The sequence below is a fragment of the Streptosporangium sp. G12 genome (genome assembly GCF_052983175.1).
On record NZ_JBRIQO010000021.1, the window covers coordinates 118,661 to 136,144 of the forward strand.

The 17,484-nt window shown below is 65.0% G+C and carries 24 protein-coding genes; 3 read left to right on the forward strand and 21 right to left on the reverse strand.

Annotation, left to right across the window (positions count from 1 at the left end):
• Positions 1 to 27: 27 nt before the first annotated feature.
• The 17 genes from ACVCAG_RS29810 to ACVCAG_RS29890 form a co-directional block, all read right to left on the reverse strand.
• On the reverse strand, positions 28 to 483 hold the full coding sequence (locus ACVCAG_RS29810; protein WP_447190745.1) for an endonuclease VII domain-containing protein: 456 nt from the start codon (positions 481 to 483) through the stop codon (positions 28 to 30).
• 419 nt (positions 484 to 902) lie between these two features.
• Entirely contained in the window at positions 903 to 1,973 is a 1,071-nt protein-coding gene (locus ACVCAG_RS29815; protein WP_447190746.1) for a major capsid protein, read from the reverse strand.
• A 14-nt stretch (positions 1,974 to 1,987) separates the two neighbouring features.
• A complete protein-coding gene (locus ACVCAG_RS29820) occupies positions 1,988 to 2,737 on the reverse strand; it encodes a hypothetical protein (RefSeq protein WP_447190747.1) in 750 nt (249 codons plus the stop codon).
• A gap of 71 nt (positions 2,738 to 2,808) precedes the next feature.
• Positions 2,809 to 3,078: a hypothetical protein gene (locus tag ACVCAG_RS29825; RefSeq protein WP_447190748.1), complete on the reverse strand. Its 270-nt coding sequence runs from the start codon at positions 3,076 to 3,078 to the stop codon at positions 2,809 to 2,811.
• A 74-nt stretch (positions 3,079 to 3,152) separates the two neighbouring features.
• Entirely contained in the window at positions 3,153 to 4,175 is a 1,023-nt protein-coding gene (locus tag ACVCAG_RS29830) for a VG15 protein (protein WP_447190749.1), read from the reverse strand.
• 3 nt (positions 4,176 to 4,178) lie between these two features.
• Positions 4,179 to 5,696, reverse strand: a complete 1,518-nt coding sequence (locus tag ACVCAG_RS29835; RefSeq protein ID WP_447190873.1) for a phage portal protein — start codon at positions 5,694 to 5,696, stop codon at positions 4,179 to 4,181.
• 22 nt (positions 5,697 to 5,718) lie between these two features.
• Positions 5,719 to 7,320: a hypothetical protein gene (locus ACVCAG_RS29840; RefSeq protein WP_447190750.1), complete on the reverse strand. Its 1,602-nt coding sequence runs from the start codon at positions 7,318 to 7,320 to the stop codon at positions 5,719 to 5,721.
• A gap of 46 nt (positions 7,321 to 7,366) precedes the next feature.
• The gene (locus ACVCAG_RS29845; RefSeq protein ID WP_447190751.1) at positions 7,367 to 7,819 is read right to left on the reverse strand and encodes a phage terminase small subunit; all 453 of its coding nucleotides are present in this window, start codon (positions 7,817 to 7,819) and stop codon (positions 7,367 to 7,369) included.
• A gap of 229 nt (positions 7,820 to 8,048) precedes the next feature.
• On the reverse strand, positions 8,049 to 8,978 hold the full coding sequence (locus tag ACVCAG_RS29850) for an HNH endonuclease (protein WP_447190752.1): 930 nt from the start codon (positions 8,976 to 8,978) through the stop codon (positions 8,049 to 8,051).
• 114 nt (positions 8,979 to 9,092) lie between these two features.
• Positions 9,093 to 9,344 carry a hypothetical protein gene (locus ACVCAG_RS29855; protein ID WP_447190753.1) on the reverse strand — a complete coding sequence of 84 codons (252 nt, stop codon included), beginning with the start codon at positions 9,342 to 9,344 and terminating at the stop codon, positions 9,093 to 9,095.
• A gap of 239 nt (positions 9,345 to 9,583) precedes the next feature.
• Positions 9,584 to 9,772, reverse strand: coding sequence for a hypothetical protein (locus tag ACVCAG_RS29860; RefSeq protein ID WP_447190754.1), 189 nt, complete (start codon positions 9,770 to 9,772; stop codon positions 9,584 to 9,586).
• 159 nt (positions 9,773 to 9,931) lie between these two features.
• On the reverse strand, positions 9,932 to 10,858 hold the full coding sequence (locus ACVCAG_RS29865; RefSeq protein WP_447190755.1) for a hypothetical protein: 927 nt from the start codon (positions 10,856 to 10,858) through the stop codon (positions 9,932 to 9,934).
• A 47-nt stretch (positions 10,859 to 10,905) separates the two neighbouring features.
• Positions 10,906 to 11,292 carry a hypothetical protein gene (locus tag ACVCAG_RS29870; protein ID WP_447190756.1) on the reverse strand — a complete coding sequence of 129 codons (387 nt, stop codon included), beginning with the start codon at positions 11,290 to 11,292 and terminating at the stop codon, positions 10,906 to 10,908.
• Positions 11,292 to 11,537, reverse strand: coding sequence for a hypothetical protein (locus ACVCAG_RS29875; RefSeq protein WP_447190757.1), 246 nt, complete (start codon positions 11,535 to 11,537; stop codon positions 11,292 to 11,294). The genes ACVCAG_RS29870 and ACVCAG_RS29875 overlap by 1 nt, the downstream gene beginning before the upstream one ends.
• Entirely contained in the window at positions 11,534 to 12,034 is a 501-nt protein-coding gene (locus tag ACVCAG_RS29880) for a hypothetical protein (RefSeq protein WP_447190758.1), read from the reverse strand. The genes ACVCAG_RS29875 and ACVCAG_RS29880 overlap by 4 nt, the downstream gene beginning before the upstream one ends.
• 96 nt (positions 12,035 to 12,130) lie before the next feature.
• Positions 12,131 to 12,286: a hypothetical protein gene (locus ACVCAG_RS29885; RefSeq protein ID WP_447190759.1), complete on the reverse strand. Its 156-nt coding sequence runs from the start codon at positions 12,284 to 12,286 to the stop codon at positions 12,131 to 12,133.
• Between the two features lie 462 nt (positions 12,287 to 12,748).
• Positions 12,749 to 13,084 (reverse strand): hypothetical protein, encoded by a 336-nt coding sequence (locus ACVCAG_RS29890; protein WP_447190760.1) that lies wholly within the window; start codon positions 13,082 to 13,084, stop codon positions 12,749 to 12,751.
• Between the two features lie 140 nt (positions 13,085 to 13,224).
• Between ACVCAG_RS29890 and ACVCAG_RS29895 the strand changes: the two genes are divergently transcribed.
• The 3 genes from ACVCAG_RS29895 to ACVCAG_RS29905 all read left to right on the forward strand — a co-directional run bounded on the left by ACVCAG_RS29895 (position 13,225) and on the right by ACVCAG_RS29905 (position 15,687).
• Positions 13,225 to 13,848: a hypothetical protein gene (locus ACVCAG_RS29895; protein ID WP_447190761.1), complete on the forward strand. Its 624-nt coding sequence runs from the start codon at positions 13,225 to 13,227 to the stop codon at positions 13,846 to 13,848.
• A gap of 3 nt (positions 13,849 to 13,851) precedes the next feature.
• Entirely contained in the window at positions 13,852 to 14,316 is a 465-nt protein-coding gene (locus ACVCAG_RS29900; RefSeq protein ID WP_447190762.1) for a hypothetical protein, read from the forward strand.
• Positions 14,317 to 15,555: 1,239 nt separating this feature from the next.
• Positions 15,556 to 15,687 (forward strand): hypothetical protein, encoded by a 132-nt coding sequence (locus ACVCAG_RS29905; protein ID WP_447190763.1) that lies wholly within the window; start codon positions 15,556 to 15,558, stop codon positions 15,685 to 15,687.
• 460 nt (positions 15,688 to 16,147) lie between these two features.
• Here ACVCAG_RS29905 and ACVCAG_RS29910 read toward each other — a convergent pair whose 3' ends face one another.
• From ACVCAG_RS29910 to ACVCAG_RS29925, 4 genes are all read right to left on the reverse strand, one after another.
• Entirely contained in the window at positions 16,148 to 16,603 is a 456-nt protein-coding gene (locus tag ACVCAG_RS29910) for a hypothetical protein (RefSeq protein ID WP_447190764.1), read from the reverse strand.
• A gap of 3 nt (positions 16,604 to 16,606) precedes the next feature.
• Complete coding sequence (locus tag ACVCAG_RS29915) at positions 16,607 to 16,900, reverse strand: hypothetical protein (RefSeq protein WP_447190765.1); 294 nt, start codon at positions 16,898 to 16,900, stop codon at positions 16,607 to 16,609.
• Positions 16,900 to 17,178 carry a hypothetical protein gene (locus ACVCAG_RS29920; protein WP_447190766.1) on the reverse strand — a complete coding sequence of 93 codons (279 nt, stop codon included), beginning with the start codon at positions 17,176 to 17,178 and terminating at the stop codon, positions 16,900 to 16,902. Before ACVCAG_RS29920 ends, ACVCAG_RS29915 begins: the two co-directional genes overlap by 1 nt.
• A gap of 67 nt (positions 17,179 to 17,245) precedes the next feature.
• Positions 17,246 to 17,383 (reverse strand): hypothetical protein, encoded by a 138-nt coding sequence (locus tag ACVCAG_RS29925; RefSeq protein ID WP_447190767.1) that lies wholly within the window; start codon positions 17,381 to 17,383, stop codon positions 17,246 to 17,248.
• Between the last annotated feature and the right edge of the window lie 101 nt (positions 17,384 to 17,484).

Sequence of the window (17,484 nt, forward strand, 5' to 3'; positions counted from 1 at the left end):
AAGCCACCTGCTTGTGATTCGGAAGATTCATAATCTTCGACTCTTTTCGAGATATGTGATTGCTGCGGTTAGGCGCTGGATGTCGTCCGCAGCCATGCCGAGCAATGCGTTGCAGTTGTTGCAGAGGAGACCTCGCACGTCGCCCGTGCTGTGGCAGTGGTCCACCACGAGAGGGCGACCGTTAGGAGGAGGTCCGCTACAGATAAGACAGACGCCGTTCTGGGACTCAAGCATCTGGTCGTACTCGTCAGCCGTGATGCCGTACTTGCGCTTGAACCGCGCGTTGCGCGCGATCTTTGAGACGCATGACTTACAGGCGGTGAACCGTCCGTCCCCCATCTTGGGGTTGCGACTGAACTCGGTCTTGAGTTTCGTCTCTCCGCACTTCGTGCAGACCTTGTCAGGCGCTGCAGGGTCACTCTTCCGGTTGAGACGCTCAGCAGGTCCCGGCTCGCCCGTCAACCGCCAGCGGTTGTAGTGCATGACGCACCACCCACGAGCTACGACAGGAGCACCGCAACCAACCGAGCATAAATCGGTACGAGGACTCCTCGGCTTGATCGGAATATCTGCACGTACGTCGCCGTACGTCTTCCACCGGGAGTAGTGCGACCCGCACCAGCCTCGCGCATACGCGAGTGCCTCACAGTTTTCGACGAAGCAGATCTGCCCCGCCGCGTAGGTTCGGCTCGGCTCGGTGGAGCCAGTCTTCAACTGGCGGCGGTAGTGCGCGTTGCACATCCCTCGCCGCAAGCGCTCGATTGCTTCACAGCCATCGACGGCACAGCTACGCTCAGACATGTCGGCCTGCTTTCATCAGGTCGTCCACGCCCCGGGCCTGTTACCAGCAGGTGCCGGGGTTTACTCAATTGTCCCAGGAATAGCGTATTTTCGCAGGTGAACTAGCTGACCTTGACGTTCCTGAACACTCCGCACGCCTTGACGTTGCGCAGCACAGCGGCCACGGGGCCCATCTCGATCTCGCCAGTCTTGACCGCGCCAGGCTCGGTGAAGTCCGGCAGGTAGGTCTCGATCAGCGGCGAGCCAGCCATCGAAGCGCCGTGGAAGGCGTCGAGCCCAAAACTCACGGCGTACAGGTCGGTGAGACCAGTGATGTTGCCGCCGGCACCAACGCCATCGGCGTCGCGGGTCTCGATCGGGATGATCGGGCTGGAGCCGGTGACGCCGTCGCCGATGTCGACGAGGTTCCACGGGCCGTACATCTCGATGTGGCGGCCCAGCGCGTCCTGGTTGGCGGTGTACATGCCGGCCCAGCGGGCGAGGCCACGCAGCCGGGTGATGGACGTGGTGTTGCCGAGGATGGCCTTGACGCCGACGGGCAGCGCGCCGGCGGTGCCGAGGTTGCTGCCGGAGCCGACGCGGGACGGGACGATGCGCGACAGCCAGTCGTCCAGCCGCGACAGGGCGGTCATCGCTTCGGCCTGGGTGTCGACGGTGGACATGGTCCAGTCGACGTAGCCGGTGGAGATGCCCTCCTCGTTGGGGTCGTACTCGGTGGTGGAGTTCGTGAGGATCTTGTCCAGGCCGTCGAAGCCTGCGCTGTCCACGGCGGTGTCACCGTTGATCAGCTCGTCCTGGAACTTGATTTTGATGCTGGTGAGAAGCTCCTGCATCTGGAACGCGATCTCGTTGGTCGCCGCCGGGCCCAGGCGGGCCAGCTTGCGGTCGACATTGAACGCGCCACCGAGGGGCTTGAGGTCCACCGTGTACCGCTGACGGATCGCCTTGTCCGCGTTGAACTCGGTGTTGAACTGGCGGAAGCTCGCCTGGCGCGGCGTGAGAAGCCGCGTGTAGGCGTAGGTGAGGCTGGCGTCTCCGGTCGAGCCGGGGGTGACCACGTCGTCGAAGACGATCTGGTCCATCAGCCAGCTGTAGCGGCGCAGGTTGTCAATGACGGTGTAGTCCACGTCATCCTGGGTGTTGACCTGCGCCTGCGCAAGGGTGACAGGCATTCAGTGCTCCTGATCTAGGTTTTGTTGAGAGCTCGGGACACGGCCTCGTGGACGCTCCCTGGGCGGGGCTGCTTGGTGGGCTTTGCGCCCCCGTCGCCGGATCCGCTGAATCGCTTGCTGCCGCCTTGCGCTGTCGCAGCCAGGTGTGGAGCACGCTGGAGGAGGTCCTCCAGAGCGTCCTGAATCGCCTCGACGTCAGGTTTGCCCGTCTCGTCGAGGAAGTCGTCGGTGTTCTTCTCCCGCATCAGCCGGGACACGGCGTCTGCGGGGTCGATGAAGGTCCGGGTGGCCTTCAGTTCGATCTTGTCGAGGACGCGCTCAGCAGCCTGAGCCGCCTTCAGCTCCGTCTCGACCTGCTCGCGCGCCTCACGCCGGAGCTCTTCCACATCCACCGGCTCCGCCGCTTCCGCATCAGGGACGGAAGCTTTCTTCGCAGCGGGCTCCTTGGGGGTGAGCTTCTCCAACTGCTTGCGGAGATCCGCCATTTCCGCGTCCCGGGCGGCGGTTTGTGCCCTGACCTGCCGCAGAGTGGCCCGCAGAAGACGCGCCTTCTGCTTCTCTGCGGTGAGCGCCTTCTCGCCGGCAGGACCAAGGGGCTTGTCGTCGCCGTCAGCGTCGTCGGCATCGTCAGTGCTGTCGGGCTTGGTCTCTTCGGCGGTGTCGCTGTTGACCGCGTCGGCCAGCAGCTCTTCGGCCTGAGCGTCGTTGTCCTCGGTTGCCGGGGATTCGACGTCAGCGGACGTTGCGTCCTGCTGATCAGCCATGAAGTGGTTCCTTTCGGGGCATGCAGAAATGCCGGTCCCGCGTTGCGCGGCCCGGTCGAAATGCGGAGGGGTTAAGCCTTCAGGGATCCGTCGGCAGCCCAGGTGTCGGGGATGAGATCCGTAAGGTTGAGTTCCTTGGCGCGCTTGAGGATGAAGCGGCGCACCGCGGCCTGGCCCGCTTCGCCGCCCTTGGCGCGGCCGACAGCCTTGATCGCCTTCTCCAGATCGCCGCGGTTGCGGATCGGGAAGCGACCGCCGGGCATCGCGTCGCCTTGGCTGGCTGCGCGCTGGCGCTCACCTGAGGGAATATCAGCCACGAGTTTCCTTTCGTAGGGCGCCATGAGGGCAGGTGAAAGCTCCGAGCCTGCGAGCGGCAGACCCAGACGAGCGGGGTGTGAACTAGGCGACGCCGGACTCAGGCGGACGTTGTGCCCGCTGTGCCATTCGAGGCAGCGTCGCGTCGACGCGTACTCGACGCGTCCAGGTATCCGAATCGCTGAAGAAACTGGATCGCGAGGTCCCGGTCGCCGTCGGCGTCCGCGATGAGCTGTTCCGGCATCGGCCGAACAGTTCGACTACGCCGATACCGCTCGCCCGCGACTTTCTGGAGGTTGCCGAGCTGCCTTCCCGCCGCACCTCGAACTGTTGTGCCTTCGGTAGTGACCAGGCGCCCGCCAGCAGCGGTTCGCATGCCTCGCCGAGCGTTGACGACCTGGCCCATATCCGCGCCCAATCGCAGTGCCTCCGCGCCCGCCTTACCAAAAGCCCGGTCCTGCTCTGCGGAGCTCATTTGCGTGAACAACTGCTCCGGCGTAGCGGACGGATCATCACCAGCACGCCGTGGCATCATCGAGCAATCACAGCGCTCATGGCGTTGGAAACCGGTCGACCACGAGTACTCCCTGCCGGCCAAGATGATGCACCTGGAACAGGCAGGCAGGTTCACCACCCGGACGTAAGTCACCCATTCGCGGGTTGCTGTGATGCCCACGTTCACAGCTCCCCGGCCGGCGTCGGCTACCTGAGTGGATGCGATCAATGCCATGAAGGTCGTCGCCTGCCGCATAGCCTCTTCCGGCTGTTTTCCCGCCGTCAGAAGCCGCTTGAGGAGAATGATCGGTTGATACAGCAGCGACTCCAGCGGACGCCCATCGGAGGCGACTCCCGACAGGGCCGACGGCACCAATGCCCCCATGTCGGCGAGAACGCCTTGCGCTGCCGCCAGTTCCTCCAGATAAGCAGGAGCAGCAGCAGCGGCAGCAAGCTGAGCCTGCATGACCGTCTCAACCATCTGCGGTCCAATCCCAGTCTGCCAGGACCGGGTGAGGTTGTGCTCGTCGAGACGCTTCCACAGGCCGAGCACCGCGGCGATGACCGCGAGGATGATGTTCTTCTGCTGCCTCTGGTACGCGCTGGCGATCTGATCTGGGGTGGCCATGGGCTACCCCCCGACGGTGACCGGTTCCGGTTCGACCGCGAACGGATCCTCGGTGATGCGCGCGGTGGGCGCTGCGGGAAGTTTCGCGCCGCCACCCATCATCACGTTCATGGGGTCCATTTCAGCTTGCGCTTCCACCATCGCCATGACCCGGTCCACCTCAGGCGGCTCCAGGCCGTACTGCTCAGCGATCCACTGCAGCGGGAAGCCCATGGCCTTGAGCTTCATGAGCGCGTCGACCTTCTGGCCGATCGCCCGGAACTGAGTATCCGCCCACATGACCGTGCCTGATCGGCACGCCTTCGCCTTGTCGTCATGCCCTTGAGCGGAGGCGGTGAGAGCAAAGATCTCCCGAATCCCCGAGTTGACATAGACAATCCGCTCACCGGTCTTACTAACGAGTCCGGTCTCCGCCGCAGTCAAGGCCTCTGCGCTGAGATTCGCAACCTTGCCGATCAAATAATGAGGGGGCGTCCTCGTCTGGGCTGCGATGTGCTCGATGGCCCGCTCGATCACGTGGCTGTACGCCTGCAAATCCGCCGCCGGCCACGACCCGATGCTCGTCTTTTCGCCCGTCAGCCAAAGAATCCGCTCCTTGGCCAGCAGATCCAATTCAAGAGGCCGCTCACCAACGATGCGGCCCTGGTCGTCGAGGACCGGAACCTTCGGCACCTCGGATCCCATGACGACACGCTGCGGCAAGCTCGCGAAGTCCAAGGCGTTCAGCAGGTAAGCCCATACGAGGTTGACGGCGTCCTGCATGGCGATCACACCGTCGATATCCGACAGCGGGTTGTCGTCCAGCAGTGTCTGGTTACGCAGCTCGACCATCGGAACAGCCTTCATCGGGTTACCGATCGGCCAAGTGTCGTCCAACTCGCCCTGCCGCGGCTCCCATCCGCCCGGCAACGCGTTCTCCGCAGTCCGAGACGACGACACCACCAGGCCGGCGACGCTGTAACCCGACGTCGTATACCGAGACCTGCTGAATTTCCACACGGCTTTCGGCAGGTACAGCGTCGCGTACTCCATGGTGTCGTCGCCCCACAGCTTCAACGCTGCAGCCCGCGCCCCGGTGTCACTGTCATAAGCGACGATCGCCTGATCAGGCCGCTCCCACGTGACCCGAGGCGTGTCCTCATCCAGCGGGTTACCCCACACCAAGGCGTACGACCTGGCCGCCGCCAGCGTGACGACGAACGCCTCGGACGAGCCGCGCTCGCAATCCGCGGCACGCCACGCCCGCGACAACTCCACATCAGGCTTCTGATCGTCAGAATCGATCCGGATGCCGAGGATGTTCATCCGCTCGGCCGGCGCCGACGCCACGGGCGCGGTCCAGTTGTCGGAGAATCCCTTGAACTGGTCGGCGAAGTAGTTTCGGAACTCAGATGACGCATACGCGAGCTTGTGCTCGCCCCGGTAATACTCCAGGCGCTTCTTCGTCACCTTCTGCCGCAGCCGCAGCTCATCCACGAGCCGGTTCAGGATCTTCACGGCCGAGCGCGCTTCAGACGACATCTCGACCACCGGCAACCCACCCCTATCTTCTGCCTCGACGAGTGGATGAAGCCGTGTACACGTACGAAGTACTCGGCTGAATGACGGTGAACAGGCCCGCGGCCCGCGCGTCCCCCGCTGCCTCGTGGGCAAGAACAGAGCACACCGCGAGGTCGATTTTCTGTGTCTGCTTCGGCTTCGCCAGCACGTACTTCTGGCCGGCGCGAGCCGCTTTGCGGGTGTTCTTGATGTGGACAGACGTGAAGCTGCATCCGTCGTGGTGGAAAGGCGACTCGGATTTCGTGGCGTCGATGCGCAGACGCTCCGCCGCGGCATGCATCTGTACAACCCGGTAGGTAGCCCACCTCAGAACAACTTTTTCGCCGTACTTCTCGACCCAGCCATCGATCTCGGTTTTCCAGTCCGGCGGGTCCGCATACAGGCGTACCACCGTGTAGCGGGACATGAGCTCATCGACCGCTGCGTCCACTTCAAGACGCGGCACCTGGCCATTGGTTTCGGCCGGGTTCCAGATCGTCGGCTTGCGGTCATCGCCGTACACCGGTGTGAACTGGTAGCCGTCGCCCGTCTCCGCGCGAATTCCTGTCCAGTCGTCAACGTCGGATCCATCGAAACCGAGCACGATCGGCGTACCGTCCGGGATCTCGCGAGATTCAACTCGCGCATCCCATGCGTCGCCATCGAGCCAGGAACCGTGCCCGTAGACGATGCGGTTGCCGAAAAACCGCTCAGCTTGCGCAGGATCTCGCTCAAGCAGGTCCGCGGCCTCTGCCTCGATCGAGTCGAGGTCGACGTGCCCGCCTTGTTCCTTGAGCGCTTCGCCGTACACGAAGCGGTGAATCTTCCGCCGCTCAACCTTGTTCCGATACGACAGATGCGCCGGCGGCTGAGAGAACTGCCGGTAGATGTCCGTTGCAGAGGATTCGAACTGCTGCTGGGCGACGGAGTTCTCCGCCGGATCCCACGCGTTCGTCGTCAACGACGCCCGCCCACCCATACCCGCAAGACCGCGGTACTGAGTGTCAGCGACCTTCGTCATCTTGTTCGACGGCGTCCACAGCCCAACCTCGTCCTGAGGAACGAACGTGACGCGCTGACCAAGACGCGACTGCGCCGACGAAGTGACCGTGTCGATCCGCCCACCACCTGGTAGACGAATGAACTCCTCACCAGTCTTCGGGATGAGATCCGCCAGAGGCCCCTGCTCGATCATCGGACGAAGCGCGCCATAGATGTTGTCCGTCTGCTCTTCGCTCAGCGCAGTGATCTGAATCAACGGCGTCGGCCACGGCATGCCCATCGGCTCACCTGGCTCGTACGCGTACTCCCAGCCACAACCACAACCAAAGTCAGCGCACACATAACCGTCATCACGCCCCGCCCAACCCGCATACAGAGCCGGCCCGACGCCTTCCAAACACACATGAGATGCCGTGTGGGGGCCCTTGCCGAGCTTCTGCGGCCCAGCGAGAAGACCTCGCCGGTACACGAACGCCGGCCCCAGCACGGGATCCGACGGCACCCACCGGGCATCGCCACGAACCAGGTAGAAGTTCGCGTAGTACCGCAGCTGGTAGTCATACAGGCGGAATGGAGCACCTTGCCGGAACCCGTCAGGGATCACACAGTGCGCCTCAACCCACGATGGTGCGACGAGCAGCGGACGCGGACTACGCTCCTCCGCCATCGATAGCCTTCAAGCGATCCTTCATCGACGGCCCAGCCGAAGCCTTCACCCGGCGTGAATCCCGGCGCTCTCCGACCTCGTTCGCCGCGATCCGCCACCGGTTCCGCAGCATGCCTTGCGTCGACAAGCCAAGACTGTCCAGGTACTGGCGGACGACCTTCTGAAGTTCTACTGAACTCTTCGGCTGCTCGGCGCGGGCGAGCATCCGCACACACATCGCGACCTCATACAGCTGCCCGAGACGCTCCCACATGATGGCCTGAGGCTTCCGCCACAGGTCCGCCCACAGTTCCCACTCGCGACCGTCAGCGTCCAGCAGCGGCCACTCCGGCGGATCACCAGCACGGCCCTCCGCCGGCAAGGTCGTCCACGTCGCCGCATCACCAGGCCGATCACGCCGTAGCGCATTCGGATCCGGCGGCGGACCAGAGACCACGCGGGCCCCACCTCTAGGCATGATGACGCTCCCTACCAGCCGCATTGCGCGGCACCGAGGCGAGATCCAGCCTTGCGCCGGATCTCGAAAGCTGAAGCAGACGACCGTGGGCATAACCCTCAGTAACCACGGCCAAGAAAAGTGACCTTATGAACCCGCCCGACCACGGAGAGCCCTCCCCCGCGGTCCACTAGGGGCCCAAATCGATCTTGGGTCCCTCCCCAGGGGGTCACGCTGTGTGAGGTGCGAGGACGATCGAGAGGTGTGCGTAGAGCGGGTCCCCGCGGCGCCACTCAGTGACCCGTGGCGTGAGGTGCCTGCGCTCTCTGTCGAGAGCCCACTCGTGTAGGAGTAGGTCTCTCTTGTCGCTGTTGCATGGCGAACAGCTCGGCAGGATGTTGGTGATGCTGTTCGATCCACCTCGGCTGAGCGGCACGACGTGGTCGGGTTCAGGTTGTCCCTCTACCTCTTGCTTGCAGTAGGCGCAGCAGCGTTCGAAGTCGAGGAACAGGTGGACGACCTCAGCCCATGTGTACGTACCACTCGCGTTGCGCTCACGCGCGCGACGACGTGCGTTCTTGGCTTTCGTCTTGCACTGGGTGGCGCAGAACACGTGGTCCATACGATGAGCAGCGAACTCAGTGCTGCACCATAGACATGAGCGTTGCGTAGGCGCGGGCCATAGACGCTGTCGCTGGCTGGGTGGTACGTAGCCGAGAGCAGCATGACGCTTGGGTATGTCGCACCGTGGCCATATGCCGTGCTGAAGGTAGGCGCGGCAAATGTCCGAGCAGACGCGGCGCCTACTATCTCCTACGCGCTGGTCTACCTCTATCCCACATGCGGCGCAGGGCACGACAACAGTGGGCCGCTTGCCGTACTCCTGTCTCCAGTCGCGGGCGCACAGGCCGCGGGCGCGGAGGGGACGATTGCATCCGTCTCGCGTACATGTCTTGTCTGGGGAATCGCTGGCGCTGCGGACGGGGTCAGGCTTCGGTTCTCCAGTGAGGGGAGACCGGCCTCGCTTGCATCGGAGGGAGCAGTACAGCTTGGTCGGGCGTGATTCCGTCGGCAGATTCCCGCCGCAGTTCACGCACGTGCGCGCCACACCCGGGGTGGGTGAAGCACAGGCGGGCAGCGTGGATGTACCCTCGCTCATGTCGGTTCCTCTGATCAGGTCCGGCCGCGCCCGGGGAGTGTTAGCGCACTCGCCCGGGTTTGCTATTGGGTTGCCACACCAGTCTCTCAGGTAACACTGACAAACCAGGGCGCATCAGTCGTCTTCGTCGTCGCACGCGCAGGGTTGGCTGACGTCGCTTCGGATGATCTCGTTGGCTGCGGTGATCAGGCCGAGGCGGTCGAGCCAGGACGTGGAGTGGCTGGAGGTGATTGCCAGGGAGACAGATCCGTCGGGTCTGAGGACTTTGACGATGACGAGGGCGTCAGAGACGAGGTCGCCGTCGTTGAGTTCGAGGGGGATGTCGAGGCCATCGAGGATCGAGCCGAGAGTTGGGCTGGCCGTCACTGCGCTCCACCGTGAGTGGAGTTCTCATGAGAGGTGGTCAGGGAGAGAATCCCGGACAGGGAAGTAACTGGGGTCTCTGCTCCATCGCTGAGGCTAGCGCCGTTCTCGTATAGGGCGAGGGGCTGGTTGGCTTCGGGGCATCGGCGGCAGCGTATGGAGATGTGTCCGCCTGGTTCTACGTCGAGGTAGTAGCGGGCGTCGATGATGTGCGGGACCTGGATGAGGTCGAGGATTATCAGCTACTCCTCCTTCTGCTCTTGGTGGTGTTCGGCTCGGGAGGTTTGCCAGCTTGCCCAGTGGCCGGCGATGTTCGCCCAGACGCTGATGATGACGAGCCAGGGAACGGAGTCTTTCCACCACAGCAGCGACGGGATCATGAGGAGTGCCCATGTGATCGTGGCAATGAGGTGGAAGCGCTGCCAGAACATGGAGCTCACAGGGCGGTGTCTTCGCCGCGGCGAGTAGATGCCCGCAGCCAGGTGGTTGAGATTAGGTCCGGCATGGGTGATTGATCCGCCTCTCTGGCGTGGAAGCGAGAGACTGGATCATCTACGTCAGCAGCTCCGATAGCGTCCTGCCGTGCCTGCTTAGAGGGCGTCGACCACGTCGTGGAGCGTGTCGGTAAATTCCTCGTAGCTCTTCGGAGTTACAACGAATGCCCAGCTACCGTCGTCGGCTTCGATGAGTAGATCGCCGTTCGCGCCGTCCGGGGAATCGATTGGTGGGGTGCCTTGCTGGGTGACGTGAATGCGCTTCCCTCCTCCTATGGAGAAGGATGTTTCACTCACTCCAGATTCGGGGCCGTCAGGGTCTTCGTGGTCGAAGCCCTGGTAGACGACGCCAATGGCGTGGTTGAGTTTGCGGGCTTGAGCGGGCGACAACTCGATGTCTACGGGTGTGCCGTCGTTGCCAGGGGTTCGCAAGCCCAGATTGTCGTTTGAGGTGAGGTAGATGTCGGCGTTGCCGTTGCCTGTGTCGATGCGGTGGTTGTACTCCGTCAAGAGCGTTGAGGTGTCGTTGATCTTGTCCAGCTGGCTTTCGGTGAGCGTGAGTCCCGGCTTTTCGTCGGCGTCGCTGCCGAGATGCAGGGTGTAGGTGCCTGATCCGACGCGAGTGATCGCCGCATAGGTTGTGAAGTCCTTCGAGTCGCGGACCCACATGGTTTCGCCGGCGGCGAGCTTTTCGGTGTCGCGGATGACGCTGGGTAGCATGCGTTCCCGGATGCGGGCAGGCAGTGTCGCCGATCCGTGCGGGGTGGTGATGGTGAGGGAGCCGTCGCCGTGGTGGTCAAACTTGACGGTGCCGTCCTTGCCTTTGATCTCGGCGGAGTTGACGGCGTCCGGCATGAGGACGCGGTAGTTGCCGCCGCCTTGCCTTGCCCGGATGGTCGCCTCGGACGGTTTGCCGCTGCTCGGGGTGGAGGATGCGGCGGAGCTGGCGGAGTGGCTCTCCTCGCCGAACCTTCCCCAGTCGTCGCGCACTACATCGGCTTCGCGGAAACTATGGCGCCCCATGAGGGGATCACCTCCAATGAGTACGGCGAGAGGTGATCAGGTTCGGGTCAGTCGACAGGGCGAATCGGCGGGGGCCAGTAGGCGACGCCGCACCCGTTGCAGAGTCGACGGCCGGGTGGGGCGCCGAGGGATGAGATGTCAACGCTCGACTCGTACGCGCTGGCGTGGTCGCAGGTGAACCATGAGGCGGGCAGTTGGGCATCGCAGGTCGGGCAGAGGGCGGCGAGAAGTTCGTCATCGACGACCGAGCGGACCGGTACAGCGTGGGTGTGGTCGCAGCGCGCCGAAGACGAGGCGGGGGCGTCGAGTCGGGCGGCCAGCTTGAAGCCGACCATGGCACCAAGGTGGTCGAGGTCCGCTCGGCTGGGTTCGACCACAGCGCACGGTCCTTGAGGGGCGGAGGTCACGGCGTCTCCCCGGATGGGGCCAGACATCAGCGGTTCCTCCGCCGGTATTCAGCCTTCGCCCGGTGTGCGTCCGGATGGGAGCGGCCGAACCTAGCCCAGTAGGTGGCCCACGGGACGCGGGCACAGATGCGCACTTCGGAGCCCGGCCCGAACAGCATCCGGGCGGGCAGGATCACAGGCTCGTCGCCAGGGATTACGAGCACGCCGGTCGCGATGCTGCCCTCCCGGTTGGGGAAGCCGTCGTAGAAGGTCACCTCGTCGAGGACAGTCATCGAGCGTCCTGCTCTGGGCTATTCGCTACGACGTCGTCGGGGATCTGCTCCCAGTCGGGGTGCTGCTCCGCCAGATGGGTGCGGGCTTGTGCTAGGACGACGGTGTTGCGGTTACAGATGAGGTGGCCGCAGCCGCAGCGGAACGTCACCTGCCCGGTCGGCTCCTCGATGTCGTAGCGGCCGTCATCAGACACTCGACCCCGGGTGTGGGCTTCGATCTCCCACGCGCCGAACCTGCTCGTCCCAGGTCGGGGGCGCGGCGGGGTCCAGCCGAGGCCGACGAGGAGTTCCCTCGTGGCGTCCGGGATTTGTGGGATAGCGGCGAGTTCGGCGTCCTCGATGGACCAGACGACCAGGTCGAGAGTGGCGACGGGCAGGTCGTGGTCGACGCCCATCTGCAGCGTCAGGTTGCGGATGCCGTTCGCGACATCGAGGCCGTCGAGGCGGACTTGGTAGGTGCCGGGTCCGCCGGAGATGCTGAGCTTGCGCTGGGGCATGAAGGGGGTTCCTCCCGGAATTGCGAGAGCTCCGAGCCGGGAGGACTCGGAGCTCTCTGACCCGCAGGGATCAGCTGCGGGGTTCTGGCGTGGGGGTCAGTCGGTGATGACGTCGGCGCCGCCAGCGAGGACGAGGCAGAAGAGGGCGGCGCAGAAGAGAGCGGCGACCCAGGACTTCTGGATTCCGGCGACGACTGCGGCGGCTCCGAGGAGGATGAGCGCGAGGAGCGTGAACAGTCCGTTGATGCTCAAGGAGTTCTCCGTTTCCTGGGACGATTACGTGCGGTGATCGCCGACCGGTCTCCCGGGGGTGAGGAGTTGTACTGCGAGTGACCGGCAAGCGTGATCAACGGGCGTTCCAACCGCCTGCCTGGCTCGGATTACGCCCGGTCTCCTGCGAGTGATGGGGCTTGCATAAGCCCCGCCCGTACTTCGGGTCATCAGCGTCGAGCCCCCGCCGGACCAGCTCTCGCCGATCCATCGGCCAGTGGTCCGCCTCGGTGGATTGCTCCGAGCATCCAGGCATCGTGCAGATCGGATCCTTGGCGAGGACACCAGTGCGGAAGGTGCTGCGGTGGCGTGAACCGTAGCCGCGGCTCGATGCGCTGCCTCGTGAGCGTTCAGCCGCGGCCTTGCATGGGTCGCACCGGCCGCTTGGTGTGAGATTCGGGCATCCGCTCCGGCTGCACACCGATAGAGCTTTACGCGGACTCATCAGGCGTCCGAGATAGTGAGCCATCCCCAGATGGCTGTACGGGTCGAGGATCCTGCGGTGACGCGGATCTTGTAGAACCACGTGCTCGGCGACCCCATAACCGCGTCAGGGAAGTCCAGCCGCACCGTGCTCTCACCCGCGTCCACGATCGTGAGCCCGTCGCCCTCCTCTAACAGATAAGCAGTCGGTGCGTCGTCTTCGACGTGCTGAGTGGGCTTGATGACCGCGAACACCTCAGCGGACCCCAACCCCAGCGGGATCCCGCCCGTGGTGATGACGAAGGTGGCTGAGTCATCGTCGTCCTCAGTCAACGTGATGTTGATCGCGTCAGGCACAGCCACCTCCTCACGTGAGACGTCCGCCGAGACCAGTGCTGTACAGCCGAGACCCACCCAGGCCGTTGGTTGAGACGAGCGAGCCGCCGAGACCAGACAGGTCAGGTGGCGGTTCGCCTGTAGATACGGCCGGGGTGGGGATGCTGGCTGTAGCCGCGACCGTGGTTGGTCTCGCCGTGGTGGTGATGGACGCGGCGGGGATCGTGGTCGTGGCCTGCACTGTCGCCGGGTTGGCGATGGTGGCCGTGGTGGTGGCCGGCGCGTGGATCGCCGCCGCAGCCGTGACGACGGATGCGGTGATGGTGGCGCCGGCCTGGGTGGTGGGCGCCGGTATGGATGCGGTGGAGGCGACAACGGCTGGTGAGGCGGTGGTGTTGCCGTCTGCGGTGACGTCCGGTGTGGGAATGGTCGCCGACGCTGTGACGGTCGCTGGAGTAGCGGTCGCGCCTGAGGTGGTGGTCGTGACTGGGCTCGGGATGAGCGCAGACGCCACCACAGCAGACGGTGAGGCCGTGACCCCTGTCGAGATGCCTGGAGCGGGTACCGATGCCGTAGCGGCGACTACAGCCGGGTTGGCTGTGGTCGACGACCCCGACTGCACACTCGGCGCCGGGATCGACGTAGTAGCGGTGACAATCCCGGGTGTCAGCGTCGAGCCCGAGGTGACGGCTGGCGTTGGGATCGACGAGGTCGCCGAGACCGTTGCTGGGCTGGCGGTCGACCCCGCCGAAACGCCCGCTGGCGGCACCGTGGCCGAGGACTGAACCGTGGCCGGGGCTGCGGTTTGGCCGGCGGATGCGGTGGGCGTTGGGACGCTCGCCGCAGCTGAGACAACCGCGGGGTTCGCGGTCGTGTTGCCGGCGGCCGACACGCTCGGCGTCGGGATAGACGCAACTGCGGAGACGACGTTCGCCGTGATGGCCGAGCTGGTGGCCACTGTCGGAGAGCCGACGCTCGCCGCGGCCTGGACGGCGGTTGGGGACGTGGAAGCGCCCGTGGTCGTCGTCGGGGTTGGGACGCTCGTGGAAGCGCCCACAGTCGCGGGTGAGGCAGTGGAGCCCGCAGAGACGCTGGGAGCTGGTACCGAGGTGGTTGCCTGTACCACGGCGGGTGAGGCCGTCTTGACCGCTGTGATCGCCGGAGCGGGCACCGCGGCCGAAGTCGCCACCACGGCAGGGGTGGTCGAGGCTCCCGTCGACACCGCAGGTGCCGGAACAGACGCGGTGGCCTGAACCCTGGCCGGCGAAGCGGTGCTGCCAGTCCTCGTGGAAGGGGCCGGAATCGACGCGGCACAAGCCACCACAGCGGGAGCGGCCGAGGATCCTGTTCTCGTGGACGGCGCCGGGACGCTCGCCGTCGCGGAGACCGCGGCCGGCGCCGCTGTGGAGCCGGCCGCAGCGGTCGGGGCAGGGACCGAGGACGTCGCTGTGGCAACCGCCGGAGTAGCGGTCGCGTCTACCTGGCCGGAAGCGCCGCCAGTGATGGCGAGGGTGAAACCGGCGTGGTAGCCGAGATCATCGGACGCCGTGAAATTCTCAGCGCCGGTTGAGCTGCTCGAAGACAGTTGCCGGGTGGCGATTGTCGCGGACGTGTAGTTCCGCGATTGGAGATCGCCCTCCTCGGTGTACCCGGCTGGTGGGGTCCAGGTGATAGTGCCGGAGCCGCCATCAGCCATGGCGGCGGCGACACGGATCTCAAGGTCTGTGGACCCTTCAGGGGTGATGCCCGGGGTGGTGGCGGTGGGTCCGGTGCCCGCAGACGACTGAGCGACTACAGGGGTGGTGTCGGCGGCGTCTTGGATCGCGGTGACGAAGACGACGCCGTCGGCGTTTGCGTTTTGCGTGAACTCGTACGTGGCGGGCTCGCTCGGTCCCGCGATCTTGTGCCACACGTTGACCTGCAACGTGGACGTTCCGGCGGTGTAGGAGTCCAGTAGTAGCCATGTGGTGCCGCCGGTCGGGGCGGGCATGTCGTCGAGGTCACCGGAGTCAGCGGCATGCACGGCGATCATGGCGTCGCCTGCGACGACGCCGTCTGGCTTGTCGACGGCGTTGACGTCCAGCAGCAGATCAGCGGCGACAATACTCCGCAGAGTGGGCGGCTGTGAGCCGTCGGAGACGTCCGGGGCGGGAACAGAAGCTGCTGCTGCGACCACCGCCGGGGCGATGGTGGAGCCTGCCCTGGTAGTCGGGGCCGGAACCGCGGCCGAGGCGGCGACGACGGGGCGAGACACCACAACAGCAGTCGAAGTGGTGGGCGCCGGGATCGACGCGGACCTCGCCACCACAGCCGGGCTGGCGGTGGAACCCGTCGACTTGGTAGGTGACGGAACAGACGTAGACGCCGCCACCACTGATGGGGTAGCGGTCGCGCTCGTCGCACCAGCCGGCCCCAGCCAGCCATCGGTACTCACGGCGAAATCGTCGAAGTAGCTGATCGCGGTAGAGGCGGAGAAGCGGCAGATTTCCTGCGTGACGACAGCGCCAGCCATGTTCGTGGCGGTGCTCGCGGTCGCGGTCGCGGTGGTGCTGTCGGCGCTGTTGAACAGGCGCGCCTCAGCGCCGGAGGTTGTGGAAAACTTCGCTTCGATCCGGATCCACTGATTCAGGGCGATCGCACCGGACACGTTGACCGTGACGCCGTTGCACACCAAGTCAAGATCGCCGTTGGCTTTGCTGTTGATGCCGCCCATGTACGAGCCGGCAGCGTCAGAAGAGCTCCACAAGCGGATAAGACTCATCGCGTGGTGCTGCGGAATCCACGCGTAGATCCGCACCCAGAACGTGGTCGCTGACTGCTCGTAACCGATAAACGTGAACGCAGAAGCGGGAAACCGGCACGACAGGGTGCCGGAGTGCGCCTGCGTGTTCGAAAACGCCGGGCTGCCGCTGATGTACTGCAGTGCGTCGCCAGACGCGCCGCCAGAGTTCCCCTCAGTGATCGTCGTGTTGTTGGTGCCGCCATCGAAGTTGTTACTGAGGACAGCCACCTCGCCCGGCCTCCCTCACCTTGAGGCCGGGCATGAAAAAACCGCCCGGAGGCGGCAGGATTACTTTGGTGCAGTTATGCCAACGTCAGGGTGAAAATTCCTGACGCGGACCAAGAAATGACCAGGCTTCCCGCGCTCGTGGAATAGTCGGCGCCGAGGTTGACGAGAACAATGGCGTTGTTTCCGGCGAGAGCGTCGGCGTAGATCAGTGCGCCCTTCGCGGCGGTGATCGTCGAGGTGGACCAGGTCACGTCCGCCGCGTCGAACGTGGCGACACCTGCGGCGCCGGTGAACGTGGCGGTCGCGAGGGTCGCGCCACCAGCGGTGTAGCCCGTGCCGGAGACTTCGTTCGTCGCCCACGCGCCAGCGCCATAAGCGGCGTTCGCGACAGAAGCGTTAAAGTCCGGGGTCGCCGAATTTGTATAGAGGGCGACTTTATGCGTGTCGAGGTCGAGGTCCAGCGCGACCTGGCTCGTACCAAGAGCCGCAACGAATGTGTTGACGAACAACCCCGAAGCTGAAATGGCCACGTCTCAGCCCTCCTGGGTGTTGTTGGTGGCGCCCAGGTGGACGGTCTGAACGGACTGGGGAACCTCGTCGGGGTTGGTGAGGAACGCGTCTCCGCCGACGCTCACCCCTTCGGAGCGGGACTCGGCGCGGGCGGCTCGCAGCGCCTCAGCGGCGGCTTGCTTCGCTTCCCATTTCTCGTCGGTTCGGTCGTCGAGGTAGGCCTGCATGGCTTCGGTGTAGGCGTCTTCCAGCGTGGCGAGCTCGCGGAGAGCGTCAGCCTGCGCTTGGAGTTCGTCTGCTCGGTCCAGGCTGGACATCAGCTCTCCTTCGTGGTGGGCGCGGGGATGACCGCGTGGACGGTCTCGGGGTTCTTGATGTGGACCGACTGCTGGTCGGCGCCGTGCTGGACGGTGTCGTTGCCGAGCTGGTCCGTCGTGGCCTTGAAGCGCCGGCCGTCCTTGCCGTAGCCCTCGCGGACCTGGTCGTGGGTCGCGTTCGTCCAACCGGTCGGCCGAACCTGCGGCGCCTTGTTCTTCAGCCACTCGGCGTAGGTGAGGCCCGTCTCCGGGGTCCAAGCGGTGGGCGAGAGAGCCACAACGACCTCCTCGGGCGCACGCAGAAAAGGCCGCCCGCATGGACGGCCTTTCAGGTGGTGATCTACGTCAGGTCAGGGTGGGGACGGCGGAGTAGTCCTCGCCGGGGATCTGGGCGATGTCGGCCAGCGGCACCCACTGCTCATTCACGTGCCGGTTGGGGCCGACCTGCGTGTCCCAGTAGACGAGCGCGAGCCAAGAGCCCAAGTCCGTGTAGCGGCGGGCACGAACCCACGCCACCCGGTTCCGGAACACGACAAGCGGCGGTCTCGGCGGTAGCCCTGACTCGTCCACGAGCGCAGACTACG